Origin of the sequence: Paenibacillus brasilensis, from assembly GCF_009363115.1 — a bacterium.
Classification (GTDB): Bacteria; Bacillota; Bacilli; order Paenibacillales; family Paenibacillaceae; genus Paenibacillus; species Paenibacillus brasilensis.
Genome location: NZ_CP045298.1, coordinates 3,411,703 through 3,424,858, shown reverse-complemented (window position 1 = coordinate 3,424,858; position 13,156 = coordinate 3,411,703). Strand labels below are relative to the sequence as shown.

Here is a 13,156-nt window from a genome sequence, read left to right as displayed (position 1 = left end):
AGAATCGTTGGTACCATCCAAACGAATCCGAAAGAAGACGATCTCATGAAAAATTCTATCACGATTACATCTATCCTTCAATCCATGCTGACTCCTGAAGAAGTTCAAAGGGTTGTGAAGTTAATAGGTTATGAAGACAAAGCCCGCAAGTTTACGGTGTACCATTTACTCCAATACTGGTGCATGGCTGCGTTGGAACAATGGGGTAGCTATCGATCCAGCGTAGATTATGCGGCTCTCTGTGGCTTGCCTGTCGTCCACTACTCACGCTTTTCAACCAAAGCCGCCGAAGTCCCGTTTTCCGTATTTAAGGAACTTTTCCATCTACTTGTTTGCAAATGTAACCGGGAAGCACGTCGGAAACTGACTTTCCCCAAAGAATTATTACTCATCGGTTCAACCACGATGACGGTGGGAAAAACGCGTTTGCCTTGGGCTCCTTATCCCGGGGAGCGTGCAGGTATTAAACTTCATGTCGCTTTACGAGCAGAAAATGGGCAACCCCTTCAGGTGGTCGAAACGCTGGGCTCCAAGCATGATGGCCCCATGAGTGAAGCGTTGGCTCAACCGGACTACATTTTGGTGATGGACCGTGCTTATGGGAAACTGGAGCGTCTGGATCACTTCAAAACCCATGGACAATTGTTTGTCATTCGGCTTCGCGACAACGTCCATTTGGAAAAGCCTCATGCGCTACGTCGCCTTACGAAGCCAGATTCATCCGTCATTCGGGATATCACTTGCCAGTTGGGAACCCCTCAGTGTCGTTCCACACAACGTCATCGTGTGGTGATGTTTCGGGATTTTGAAGGTCGGGAAATTCGGGTGGTTACCGATTTAATGCAGGTGACCGCAGAACAAATCGCACAGATCTATAAGGCTCGATGGCAGATTGAAGTCTTCTTTCGTTGGATCAAGCAACATTTGAATATCCCAACGCTGTTTGGTACGACTGAAAATGCGGTCTAGGGCAATTATTCTGTGCTCTAATCGTCTATGTCCTGCTCAATTGGCTATTTGTTGCTGCTCAGACTTCATGGCCCCAACATGCCGTTCTTTCCTTTGCGCGATTTTCTCGTCTATTTCTTCTTCAAAACTTACCTGTTGAATGGCTGATTCAGATTCAGCGCGTTCTTCTTCAGTGTACCTCTTGTTTCATGAATTGAGTTACTTATTCTGGTTATTCAACAGGCGTGTTGTGTTAATTTATATTAAGATAGTTTAGCATTTGGGGAGATCCTAAAGCAATTATTTTTCCCTGTTCTAATTGGATTATAATATCACAGTTTTTAAGGGTTTCGTAGTTATGTGAAATTAAAATAACCGTTTTATTATGTAGATGAGATTTTAAAATATGATTAAATTGCAATTGGGAATCGGCATCGAGACTAGAAGTTGGTTCATCAAAAATGAATATAGGTTTATTCAGGTATAATGCCCTAGCTAAAGCAATTTTTTGTTTTTGTCCTCCAGAAAGATTGGTTCCATCTATGTGAGATTGGTATTTAAAACCTTTCTCATGAATTAATTCTTGTAAGTTTAAGGTCATAACTATTGAATTGTCTGGCTCTCCATCCAAAAATATGTTGTATTCAAGACTTTCTTCAAACAAGAATATATTTTGTGTGACCACAGAAAAATTGCCTCGATAGTTTTCAATATCATATTCTGCAATATCAATCCCATTTAACAATATAGAACCACAGGCAGGCTCATAAAAACGTAAGAGCAGGTTAATTAAAGTTGACTTGCCGGAGCCATTTTTGCCCCAAATTCCAACTTTGCTCTCCCTATCAATTTTAATATTGCAATCTTTTATCTGTAATGAATGTTGATTATTTGTGTAACTAAAAGAGACATTTTGAAACTCTATGACTGGATGTTGTTCACACTTATGATCAATTTTGAGGTTTCCACTTGTTTCTTTTTGCATATTCAAAAAGTCATAGTATCTGTTGATTGATGGTACAATTCCAGAAATCATAAATCTCAAATTCATAATCGCTGACATTGGGCTTGAAATATATACTAAATATGTAATAAAAGAAAAAACACCGCCAACAGAAATTTCACCTTTTAAGTATAATAGAGCACCTACTATGTAAATTAGGGTATTAAAAGCTTCGATGAATATTCTATCTGTTGTGACATTATAAGTAGTTACCATTTCAAATTTTCTATTGCTAAAAATATATTTAGTTACTGTTGCTCTGAATTTATTAGATATTTGTTGCTGCAAATTTAATAATCTAATATCTTTTAATCCATCTAAAAAGTCGCTAAACCAATTTGCCAAAGAGCTTTTTGATCTAATCACATCATTGGCCGATTTTTCTCTAATATTAGAATAAATTTTAATGAATAGATATTTTATTGGAATAAGAAACAGGGCTAAAATAGCTAATTTATAGTTAATGATAAATAATCCAATAATTCCACCCAACATAGTAAAAACCTGTGTTATGACAAAAAAAACTGAATCATCTGCAATAGATGAGATCGATTTTATATCAATATCTAAATCATTATATATACGCAAAGAGCTTCCTTCGATTCTATTTATTTTCACGTTGAGCAGGCAATCAACAGCTTGTTTATAGAGATCATTTGTAATTTTCGATTTAATGTCAGTTCGAAGGTATTCTTTAATTAATTCCATGAATTGGTGAAAAAAAGTAAGTATGAAGATCAATATAGTGTAGGTAATTATTGTAGCTAATTGTTTGTCAAGAAAGCCTTTATCCATTAAATCTTTAGAAAGTAGAGGAATTACAATAGTTATAATAGCCGTTAAAGCGAAAACAACAAATATAGCAATTACTTTTTTCTTATACGGAGAAATGAGTTTTACTACCGTTTTAAATTTATTCTTCATTCTACTCCTCCTTATCAAATTGGCTTGTTAAAAAATTACAAAAATCATTTATATCCATTGTATATGAACAATTGTTTATTGAAAAACAGCAAATAGAGTCTTGAATATCTAAATCCAGTACAATATCGCATTTCTTTGCAAAAGTATTATGAGGCTTATGCAAAAAAATCAAATTTAAATCATAAAGCCCTAATTTATCTTTGCATCCAATATAATATAATATTTGCTCATAGTAACTATCATAATAGTCTGGAGGAAAATAATCGCTTTGTACATAAAATGTATCCAAAATATCAGAAAGTATTAATGTATTATAGCTTTGATTTTCAAACTGTTGCTGCAATAAACATATAAGGGGGGCAGCCATAGTTACTTTATCTACATTAATGCAAATTAGTGGTTCGTCAATTTCAAATGAGCATGGTGGCATAGATGTTAACCAATTAAATGATAAGGGGAGAGTATAAATGTAATATGGATATTGTACATTAATAGTGATACTTTTCACATTGCTTATATAAACTATATTTTTATTGGTGGGAATCAATTTTTCAATATCTTCCCTTACTGCTTCTTCGCAATTTTCATCGGTTTCTACAATGATAGTGTCATAGTAATATTTTTTTGTACTAAGCGTTTCTAATAGTGTCTCAGATATAACAGATGTTGTAATGATTTCTTTCATTGAGAAATAATATAAGTTATCATAGTTCTGAAATCTCCGTTTAGTTATAATGATACTTTCTGAAATCCAGTCTAAATATTGCTTAGACGATTCTATGCCTTCTGTATAGTTAAAGGCCATTTTCATGAGGGCCTGTTTGATTTGCAACAATGTAAGATTAGGATTCTCTTTAATAATATTGCAAATATATGAGGTTATTACAGGCGCAGCAAAGCTGTTACTTTGCTTAGTAAATAATAGACCATCTGATAAATCTCCGATTTGGTGAACTGAATTTGCAGCAAAATCTGTGTTAGTAAAGTTGTAGCTGTTATTATATATATAATAATTTGTATCAATAATATCGTGATCAACATCTAACGTTTCTACGCTTATTACAGACGAAAACACCGCTGGGAAAGTAATGTTATTCGTGTTACTGCTTGGTGAAATGAAAATAGCTCCATGAGCTGTTAAAAAATTTATACAGGAAAGCAATTTTTTTCTTTCTTGAAAATGAATACTACCTAGACTAAAATGGATAATCCTAACACCATTATTAAATGCAAACCAAATACCAGCAATTAATTTGTCCGAGCTAGTTAAACCGAAATCAGAATTACTAATTATCTTGACGCTAGTAAAGCTTACTTGAGAAAAATATTTTTTTATTATAAGAGCACACTGAGTTGCATGATTTATTTCTTTTTCTGATTCGCATTCATGAAAGTTATTATACTGATCTATTTTAAATGACTTGATGGGAGTGTCACAGAGATATTTTTTTGCAACCCCATCATCAATAATTGCAACTTTAATCATTGGTTTTCTCCTAATATAGCACTAACCAAAAGTCATATGACTTTTGGTTAGTGCATGATTAATGCTTTTAATGAGCGCTGTTATATACTGCGGTGGTAGCCAAAGATGAAAGCCAAACCGAGAAACAAACGCAGTTGCAAGTGCAACTATACTGTTGAACAGTGTACTGCGCTTTTTCCATTTTCTTTCCGAGTTTTTTCATGTTTGCACCTCCCTTTTTTTTGTATTTATCTTTAATAGCTGCCGATATAAGGACTGTGCAAAATCGTCAATTGAAAATATCGGATTGGCAGCTATATCGGATACATCAAAAATGAAATTGTACCTTTTGTTGATAAGGTCAATCACATGAATTACTGCCCAAGGGGAAACTTCCATTTCATCCGAAAAAATCGGTACATAATTTTGAGATGGTAGTAATTTAATATTAAGTAGGTTTTCAAAAGCGTCAGTAATGCTTTTGGTTATTTGGTCAAGCGTATACATATATTTTTCCCCCTACACATAGTTGTTAGATAAGTTTTCAATAAGTTGTTCAACTAAAGAATTTAAATCACTTTCTTTGTGGAGGTTCAGTATTTCATATTCACAACATTGTATGGCTTTATCTACTTGCTCTGAACCACAAGTAAAGTGTCTTGTGTTGCCTGAATTATCAATGTCATTATAATCTATATGGATGTCTGACATAAGAATACAATCTGGTTCCAAATTAAACCGAAAGCGAAGTACTGATCGCATATTTTCAATAAACTCTGAATTGTATTCGCCATAATTTAAAGCAATGATACTGTAATCTGAAACAACGGCTTGAGTAATGTAGAAAGGTATTATGCCGAATCCTAAAGTGAATTTATTATTATAAGGACACAGTGCGTTTGGTAGTCCTAATACCATAATATCAGGTTGCTCAGCGACCTCAATTTCCTTAACAAATCGATTGAAACGATAGATTTTATCACTTGCTGTAATTAAATTATCTGTCATAAAAGACGGTATAGAATGAAATCCAAAGGCCTCAGAATAATTCATACTGCCTATTTGACTAACTTTATACCCGAGTTCCTTTAGCCTTGATCTTAGTTGAAGTTGAAGATTAGGAAGCTCGCATTCATCGGAGAGACCAGCTACAACAACAAGAGGTGTTTCTATTCTGTGAATTACTTTCTCATAAAAAGTTTCAGTATTCACCGATTCTAAATTCAGTAGACTGGTAAACAAATCGCTACTGGAGGAAGTTAAGGAACTTAGTGTATCTGAGTCAAATTTTTGCATAGAGAACACACGCTTATTATTTGAAAGCGCGTATTTTATTTTACTGATGACTAAATTAGTATTGGCATAGTTCGATAATGGCAAGATTAACACAGCATCAGTATTTTTTATTGCTGTTTCAAAATTATCATATAAAGTAACATTTGATATTGACTTTTCATTTGTAAAGAAGGTATCTTTTTTATCTGTTGAAATTTCGGCAGAAACCGCCCCAACAATCTCCAATTGTTTTAATTGTTTTCTATTTTGAATTACAACCAAATTATGAGCTGATAACGGGTATGCAACAACTTTCTGATTCATATTCTCACCTCGCTAAGAACGACTAAAATAGTATGTTTTTTCTATTCCAAAATCATATCCAAATTCTTTGTAAAAGCAATAAGCTTGCAAATCGGACTCGACATTCTCCTTTATCATTCGGCATCTTTTTAAACGACATTCAGCAGACAATTCCCCATCTTGTTCACACTGAGCACAACATTGTGAACAGTGAAGAAAAGCCCAACAGTTTTTACAATTATTTTCTGTCAACTTTCCTACATTTATCAGTTGACCGATTTGTTCAAAATTTATTCCTTCATCTAAATTCCCGATACTCATTGCAGCAGAATTTTCATTAACACGTTCACAAGGTAAAAACTTTCCATCTACACTTATAAAAAATTTTTTTAGGCCAGGTATGCAAGGTCCCCCTGGGTGAAATGAATCTGGCAATTTTTTTAGCGGAGTAAGAAGAGTTTTAGATAACTCTCGAATTTTTTGATAATTTCCAGTAAAAATGCTAGGGCGTTGCAAATTAGTACCATCATACAAACCTAGTCGGTTTAGAATGACTTTGAAATTTTCAAATTGAATACTCCTGTTATAGTCGGAAGTTGAATATATTTTTGCTTCATCTTTTAGAGAACTGTCACTGACTGGAGAAGCATTAATAATAGCGTCTGCAAAAGTAGAATCCAAATCGTAAAAATCAGATATACATGTAACAGCTTTATCCGGATTAATGACCGAATTGAACATAACTTTATTGCTAAAATAATCTGGATGTTTGTCTTTATACTTTCTAACATTATGTATGACTTTTTGAAAAGAGCCTTTTCCATTGACAAATTTTCGAAAGCGATTATGGATTTCTTCAGGGCCATCAAGACTAATTAAGAGCTGGAAATCATGTTTAACAAAGAACTCTATCATCTCATCGGTAAGTAAAGTAGCATTAGTAGTTAAATCAAACCTAATTTTCTTATCATTGACTTTATTTTCAATATAATTAACGCACTTCTTAATCAATTCAAATTCTAACAAAGGCTCTCCGCCATAAAACGCAAGCCCAATATGGTAAGAATTCGGAGAATGGGCTATATAAAAGTCAATAGCTTTTTTAGCGGTCTCCCAGGGCATTCTTTTTCCTGAATGCTGGCGGTTAACATATAAATGCCCGCTATATGGACAATATTCACAACGAAGATTACACATTTGGGTAACTTGTAAAGCTACACCATTCAATCCTTTTGATAATAGATGCGGAATCATATCGCTGGCAGGATGTTTAACTTCCTTTACTTTATGAGGGTTAAAAAAACCTTGATTTTTTGAGCGTGTATAAAAATTTACAAACATTTCATCTTTGATTGAGTCTGCATGTGAATAAAAATCTTTACTACTCATGCAATCTTGAAGATATTCAAAAATTACATCATCTACTTTGAGGATCTGATTTTTGTTGGCATCATACATGTACTTAAATCTATATGTTGAAAACAGGTGAATTAACGGTTGATTATTAGCCATAATAAAATCCCTACCACCTTTCATATTTTATTTTAAAATTAATTAATTTAATGAGTTATTATTTTTGTTACAATGTCATTAAAACACAAAGGGATTTTGATGTCAAGCATTTACACAATATCTATGATATTCAATTTTTTTGGATAACTATATAACAAAACATACCGGTTAAAGTTTGTATTTATATACTTAACTGTATTTATATACTTAACTGTATTTTATTATTTAACATATATTGATATAGTAAATAAAACAATGTAATATAAAATTTAAGTAAATGATCTTAAGGAGAAAAGGCATATGTCTAAAGCGAAAAGTACATTATCATTAACGGAAAGAGAAATGGATGTAATGAGAATTTTTTGGAAAAGTAAAAAGCCATTAGTTGCCTCGGACATTACAAAGATAGATGAGTCGCTAAGCAGTAATACTGTACAGGCTGTAATTAGGAAGCTTTTGGGGAAAGGTTGTATAAAAGTTGCTGACATTGTATATAGTGGCACTGTTTTAACCCGCAGTTACACACCAGCTGTATCGAAAAAAGAACTCATAATTCAACAATTTGTTAGTCAGTTTCGTGAAGAAGAGGATAATGTTCCGATTCCTAATCTAGTAGCAATATTGTTGAAACATGAAAAAAACGAGAAAGAAGTTATTGATCAACTAGAAAAACTGCTTGAAGAAAGAAAAAAACTACTTACAGCAACAGAAATTAAGGATTCAAAAGTAAAAGAGCAATCTTACCAAGAAAAAATTCTATAAGCTCACCAAAAGGTAGTGCACTTGATGTTGTATATCCTAATGCTCACATCATTGGTTGGCGCTATAAACTTGAAATATATAGACGTTAATACAATTATTCATGCGAAAAGCGGATAAGAGAATGGGGATTATTTCAAAAAAATACTTATTTTACAATTTATATTAATCCAAGAACAAAACTGGTGGGGCGGACGAATTTAATTATACAAATTATTAATACATGAAATCCAATCGATATATATCCTCTATTAGAAGATGAGTATTATTCGGAAATCACGTCTGTTGATTAACCAGAATAAGTAATTTAATTAATAGAAGCAGAGACACGCTTAAAAAGAACATGCTGAATCTGGATCAGCCATTCCACCGGTAGATTTTGCAGAAGAAAAAGACGAGAAAATCGAGCAAAGGAAAGAATGGCATGTTGGGGCCACGTCCCTTGAGCGGCATCAAATAACCATTTAAGCAGGACATAAACGATGAGCGCACAAAAGAGTTGCCCATAGACCGCATTTTCGGTTGTCCCAAACAGCGTTGGAATATTCAAATGTTGCTTGATCCACCGGAAAAAGACCTCAATCTGCCATCGAGCTTTATACATCTGTGCAATTTGTTCCGCTGTGACCTGCATTAAATCGGTAACGACTCGGATTATTCGACCTTCAAAATCTCGAAACATCACCACACGATGACGTCGCTTGGAACGACACTGCGGTGTCCCCAACTGGCAGGTGATATCCCGAAGGATAGTTGAATCCGATGGCTTGAGACGGGAAAGGGCATGAGGTTTTTCCAAATGGACATTGTTACGAAGCCGAATGACAAAGGATTGTCCTTGGATTTTGAAGTCATCCAGACGCTCCAGTTTCCCATAAGCACGGTCCATCACCAAAATGTAGTCCGGTTGAGTCAACGCTTCACTCATGGGGCCATCATGCTTGGAACCCAGCGTTTCGACCACCTGAAGGGGTTGCCCATTTTGGGCTCGTAAAGCAACATGAAGTTTAATACCTGCACGCTCTCCGTGATAAGGAGCCCAGGGTAGTCGTGTTTTTCCCACCGTCATGGTGGTCGAATCGATGAGGAGCAATTCTTTGGGAAACGCAAGTTTTCGGCGTGTTTCTCGGCTACACTTGTGAATGACCCGATGAAGAAGCTCCTTAAATATAGCAAAGGGGACTTCGGCCGCTTTGGTGGAAAAACACGAATAATGAACCGCAAGTAAGCCACTGTGAGCGGCATGATCCACCCCGGAACGATAACTGTCCCATTGTTCTAAGGCAGCTACACACCAGTATTGAAGTAAGTGGGTTACCGTGAATTTACGGGCTTTATCTTCATAGTCTGTTTCCTTGGCAACGCTTTGCACTTCTTCTGGTGTCAGAATAGATTGAAGGATGAATGGGATCGTGATAGACTTTTTCATGGAGTCGTCACCTTTCGGTTAAGTTTGTAGGGGTACAAACATTTTACCGAGTTGACGGCTCTTTTTCTACCATTTAGTGGTTAATCAACAGGTGTGATCTAAAAGATACCTATAGCGCCACTACGCAGGCGGGACAGTGCTTCCCATCGCCACCGCCCCCGGATTTTCTTGAATAGAGCCTATCAGGTAAAAACCATATTTCACACCGCGCGATACTTGCATACCTCCCGAAAATTACAGCCGCCACAAGCTCTGCGTGAAGGCATCGGGGTGAAAAAAGACTCCGGTTTCGGACGATTATAATAATCGTCATCGAGACAGGACTTCATTTCCTCGATGTACCGCCCGACATTGCCAGCCACCTTGTCAATATCCTCCTGCGCAGGATGGTACACTTCATGCTCTCCAGTCATCAAATATTCTACACGTACCTCGATCTTCTCCAGAGGAAGCTGATAATGCTCCTGCACATAGGAAGCATACAAAAATAACTGGTCTGAGAAGTCGCCTTCCTTGCCTGTCTTCCAATCGACGATAACCATATCTCCGTTCCCTCTGCGGTAGAGCAAATCCATTTTGACATATACCTTCGTCCCATGAAGCAGCATCGTATCCCACTTCTCCACCTCAACGATTCGAGCCTCACCCTGCTGCAGCTCACGCCAAACCGCAGTACGGTACAGATTGTGTACCACCGCATGCTGTCGCTCCTTAATCCGGGCAATCCGTTCAGGCAGCACTTCGTCATCATAATAAATTTCAGCGAGCATGATTCGATTTTTGGGATCTTGCTGCCATAGTTCACGTTGCAGCGATTCCTTGTAGCTGTCATTCAGCATGTTTTTCATCGCTGTCTCCAGGTATGCTGTACGCGGAATCGCACCCTTTTCCATCCAACCACGTATGACTGATTCACACATTTGATGCGTGATATTCCCAAATACAATATATAAATTGCTCAGCTGCTTGAGCCGATACAACGTAACCTGCTCTTCACTGCCCTGTGCAGGATTCCAGCCGTTATGCGAGCCGTAATAATGGTAATAGTATTTGCGTAGACATTCATCGAATGTTTGGGCTCTTGATTGCGAATAGGACCAGGACGGGTACATAGCCATGAATAGGCCCTCCTTCATTAGAACTTCCATACTCTATTATACCTCAAGCCTGGGCTGCATCGTCCAAAAAGAACGAAGACTTTAACCCATGGGCTAAAGTCTCCGATTGTCAAATATAGTAAATAATACGCAATACTCCTGAGGCCCGTCCAAATATGGCTTCATTTTCAATCCTTCTTTGCCGCATGAATCAAATCACTTACATTAACGGCACCATGCTCACGGACGTTGACAACGAGTACTGGAGTTCCCAGCAATCCGCTGATCCACGCCTTGTAATCATCAACATGACCATTGGGGAGAATCGTCAAAATGACTCCAGCAAAGCCACCACCACCCCAAAGTGCTCCCGGTACGCTTGTATAAGTGATTGATATCGCGTCGTTTGCTCTGAAACCTGCTCTTGACCATACAGGAGGGCGAGTACAATTTGTCCCTCACTAGAAATTCAACAGTTCCATATCTTTCATCGTATATCCCCCTAATGGCAGGTGATTTCCACCGTGGCGACTGGCCGCAAATATATGTCTGGCGCCTCGGATGCACCTATTGCAAAAAATTTTATCGTAATAACACTATAATTATCTCAATTTTCCCTGTACAAAAGTAGGGTAATATTTTAATCTGCAAGCGCTTATTCTAATCTATTTCCCAAGAGTGATCCCCATAAATATACAGAGAGCGGAATCCTATTTATATGATTCATGTCCATAAGGAGATGTAAAAAAAGAACCGGCTCCTCATCGGGCCGGTTCCTGCATCTATCCTGATATATTCCAAGCACTAACAGTGGCTGGATACAGGGCTGTGGAATTTCTTCCTAGTCGCGTTTTAGTACATATCCCCCATCACTATTGCGAGTTACAGTGGCGCCCAGCGCCTCGGCAACTGTTTTGAAAGGAACATACAGCGTGCCATATTGATCCGTATATGGAGCCTGTGGCAGCGTCAGCGTATTTCCTTCCAGTGTAGCTTTTTTGGAGCCGCTTTTCAGCTTGAGTGTCTTGCCTGTAATATCATCCACTACTGTAATTTGCTTGGCAGCTGCATCCCATTTTAGTTCGGAATTCAGTTCGTATTTCAATTCACGCAGTGGAATGAAGGCCGTACCTCCACGATTCTCCAAAACGTAGTAATCGTCTTTCGGATTGAAGGTGGTTTCTACTTTTGTAATTTTCAAATCATTTTTTAAAATATTATAGATCGGAGAATTCGCATCAAAATTGCGAAGCGTCGCTCCCGGTGTTAATTCAGCTTGTTTATTCAGGTCAATCACACCATTCGAAATATCAACTTTGTCAGCCGTTACACTGCCATTGATGTTCCAGGATTGCGCTTCAGTCACAATCGAGAAGGATTTCACCGGGAGACCCTCCACATCTGGCAAAGCAACCGTCAGGTCTGTTGACGCTTTGCGAACATTTCCTTTTTCATCAAAATACGAGTCGGTTTTCAGCACCGTGTTCGCACTCAGAACCGTTTTGATTTCAGGGGACTGTGCATACAATGTGCTAACTCCCACATCATACTGCGCAACAGCCAGATCCAAATATTTTTTAACCTCGGTATAAGCCTCATTAACCAGCTTTTCCTTATTGGCACTCAGTTCAGCTGTTACTTTATCGCTACCTTCAAGATTCATACCGGAAGCGATATTTTTAGTCATATCAATGGCTTGACTGATCAGTTCTTTCAAACCAGCCTCGTCCTTGGCCAGATTGGTCAGGAACGGTTTCACGAGCGCTACCAGCTCATCGCCACGAAGTTCAGCATGCAAATGAGTCAGTTTTACTTTATCCTTTTCACCATATACTTCCTCGGTTACAGACGTTGCAGAGATGGTTGAAGGGTTAGGAGCATGCTTGAGCATAAGTGCCGCAGCTGTTTTCGTCAGGTCTCTCACGTCTTTGGAATATACATAAGGATCAAATCCAGCAGGCATACCTTCTAAACCCTCTTGCGGGTTAAAAGGTATGTAATAAGGTTTTTTGGCGCCTTCCAGTTGAATAGCCATACCTTGGCGATCCAAAGCAAGCTCAAACGGCAAATTATACTTGTCGATGTGCAATGTACCCTTGGCGGAAGCGACTTCCTCCGACTGTACCTTGGCTTCATCCACCGTTACCGAAATGGAATTAATCAAATCTATGATTTCCTGATCACCTTGTGTAATTCCTTCTCTCGGAGTCAATTTAAGAGATATTTTCTCCGTTGACTGCTGAGATTTCACATCAAGTGTTCCTAGCAGATTTTTACTTACATCAAATCCACCTACTGCCTGACAACCTGTCAAAGCTACCATTAACAGAATAAGAGGGATGGCAATCCATTTTTTTATATTCATATTAAACCCCTTTCAAGATATTACCGTACTCTGTTCTATTATCTCAGTGTTAATACGCATTGTAAATGATAAGATT

The 13,156-nt window shown here is 37.4% G+C and carries 12 protein-coding genes; 2 read left to right on the top strand and 10 right to left on the bottom strand.

The window, feature by feature from the left end; genetic code table 11:
* The first annotated feature begins 45 nt into the window (after nt 1-45).
* Complete coding sequence (locus tag GCU48_RS16045; RefSeq protein WP_244315725.1) at nt 46-969, top strand: IS4 family transposase; 924 nt, start codon at nt 46-48, stop codon at nt 967-969.
* 232 nt (nt 970-1,201) lie between these two features.
* On the opposite strand, the gene GCU48_RS16040 is transcribed toward GCU48_RS16045, so the two are convergent.
* From GCU48_RS16040 to ccpM, 6 genes are all read right to left on the bottom strand, one after another.
* Complete coding sequence (locus GCU48_RS16040; protein ID WP_152380668.1) at nt 1,202-2,875, bottom strand: ABC transporter ATP-binding protein; 1,674 nt, start codon at nt 2,873-2,875, stop codon at nt 1,202-1,204.
* A 1-nt stretch (nt 2,876) separates the two neighbouring features.
* The gene (locus GCU48_RS16035; RefSeq protein ID WP_152380667.1) at nt 2,877-4,361 is read right to left on the bottom strand and encodes a S8 family serine peptidase; all 1,485 of its coding nucleotides are present in this window, start codon (nt 4,359-4,361) and stop codon (nt 2,877-2,879) included.
* Between the two features lie 67 nt (nt 4,362-4,428).
* Nucleotides 4,429-4,542, bottom strand: a complete 114-nt coding sequence (locus GCU48_RS29265; RefSeq protein WP_425280871.1) for a hypothetical protein — start codon at nt 4,540-4,542, stop codon at nt 4,429-4,431.
* Between the two features lie 17 nt (nt 4,543-4,559).
* Nucleotides 4,560-4,847 (bottom strand): hypothetical protein, encoded by a 288-nt coding sequence (locus GCU48_RS16025; RefSeq protein ID WP_152380665.1) that lies wholly within the window; start codon nt 4,845-4,847, stop codon nt 4,560-4,562.
* Nucleotides 4,848-4,859: 12 nt separating this feature from the next.
* Nucleotides 4,860-5,939 carry a TIGR04066 family peptide maturation system protein gene (locus tag GCU48_RS16020; RefSeq protein ID WP_152380664.1) on the bottom strand — a complete coding sequence of 360 codons (1,080 nt, stop codon included), beginning with the start codon at nt 5,937-5,939 and terminating at the stop codon, nt 4,860-4,862.
* A gap of 12 nt (nt 5,940-5,951) precedes the next feature.
* The gene (gene ccpM, locus GCU48_RS16015; RefSeq protein ID WP_167518708.1) at nt 5,952-7,430 is read right to left on the bottom strand and encodes a Cys-rich peptide radical SAM maturase CcpM; all 1,479 of its coding nucleotides are present in this window, start codon (nt 7,428-7,430) and stop codon (nt 5,952-5,954) included.
* A gap of 300 nt (nt 7,431-7,730) precedes the next feature.
* Between ccpM and GCU48_RS16010 the strand changes: the two genes are divergently transcribed.
* Entirely contained in the window at nt 7,731-8,192 is a 462-nt protein-coding gene (locus tag GCU48_RS16010) for a BlaI/MecI/CopY family transcriptional regulator (RefSeq protein ID WP_152380662.1), read from the top strand.
* A gap of 304 nt (nt 8,193-8,496) precedes the next feature.
* On the opposite strand, the gene GCU48_RS16005 is transcribed toward GCU48_RS16010, so the two are convergent.
* From GCU48_RS16005 to GCU48_RS15990, 4 genes are all read right to left on the bottom strand, one after another.
* Nucleotides 8,497-9,618 (bottom strand): IS4 family transposase, encoded by a 1,122-nt coding sequence (locus GCU48_RS16005; RefSeq protein ID WP_152380661.1) that lies wholly within the window; start codon nt 9,616-9,618, stop codon nt 8,497-8,499.
* A 200-nt stretch (nt 9,619-9,818) separates the two neighbouring features.
* Nucleotides 9,819-10,736 carry a PD-(D/E)XK nuclease family protein gene (locus GCU48_RS16000; RefSeq protein WP_152380660.1) on the bottom strand — a complete coding sequence of 306 codons (918 nt, stop codon included), beginning with the start codon at nt 10,734-10,736 and terminating at the stop codon, nt 9,819-9,821.
* Between the two features lie 167 nt (nt 10,737-10,903).
* Complete coding sequence (locus GCU48_RS15995; RefSeq protein WP_244315723.1) at nt 10,904-11,047, bottom strand: hypothetical protein; 144 nt, start codon at nt 11,045-11,047, stop codon at nt 10,904-10,906.
* 509 nt (nt 11,048-11,556) lie between these two features.
* Nucleotides 11,557-13,080: a copper amine oxidase N-terminal domain-containing protein gene (locus GCU48_RS15990; protein WP_152380659.1), complete on the bottom strand. Its 1,524-nt coding sequence runs from the start codon at nt 13,078-13,080 to the stop codon at nt 11,557-11,559.
* Between the last annotated feature and the right edge of the window lie 76 nt (nt 13,081-13,156).

Bases quoted from the DNA above. Each gene is read 5' to 3' on its own strand.
- GCU48_RS16045 (WP_244315725.1), top strand. From the start codon at position 46: ATGAAAAATTCTATCACGATTACATCTATCCTTCAATCCATGCTGACT.
- GCU48_RS16040 (WP_152380668.1), bottom strand. From the start codon at position 2,875: ATGAAGAATAAATTTAAAACGGTAGTAAAACTCATTTCTCCGTATAAG.
- GCU48_RS16035 (WP_152380667.1), bottom strand. From the start codon at position 4,361: ATGATTAAAGTTGCAATTATTGATGATGGGGTTGCAAAAAAATATCTC.
- GCU48_RS29265 (WP_425280871.1), bottom strand. From the start codon at position 4,542: ATGGAAAAAGCGCAGTACACTGTTCAACAGTATAGTTGCACTTGCAAC.
- GCU48_RS16025 (WP_152380665.1), bottom strand. From the start codon at position 4,847: ATGTATACGCTTGACCAAATAACCAAAAGCATTACTGACGCTTTTGAA.
- GCU48_RS16020 (WP_152380664.1), bottom strand. From the start codon at position 5,939: ATGAATCAGAAAGTTGTTGCATACCCGTTATCAGCTCATAATTTGGTT.
- ccpM (WP_167518708.1), bottom strand. From the start codon at position 7,430: ATGGCTAATAATCAACCGTTAATTCACCTGTTTTCAACATATAGATTT.
- GCU48_RS16010 (WP_152380662.1), top strand. From the start codon at position 7,731: ATGTCTAAAGCGAAAAGTACATTATCATTAACGGAAAGAGAAATGGAT.
- GCU48_RS16005 (WP_152380661.1), bottom strand. From the start codon at position 9,618: ATGAAAAAGTCTATCACGATCCCATTCATCCTTCAATCTATTCTGACA.
- GCU48_RS16000 (WP_152380660.1), bottom strand. From the start codon at position 10,736: ATGGCTATGTACCCGTCCTGGTCCTATTCGCAATCAAGAGCCCAAACA.
- GCU48_RS15990 (WP_152380659.1), bottom strand. From the start codon at position 13,080: ATGAATATAAAAAAATGGATTGCCATCCCTCTTATTCTGTTAATGGTA.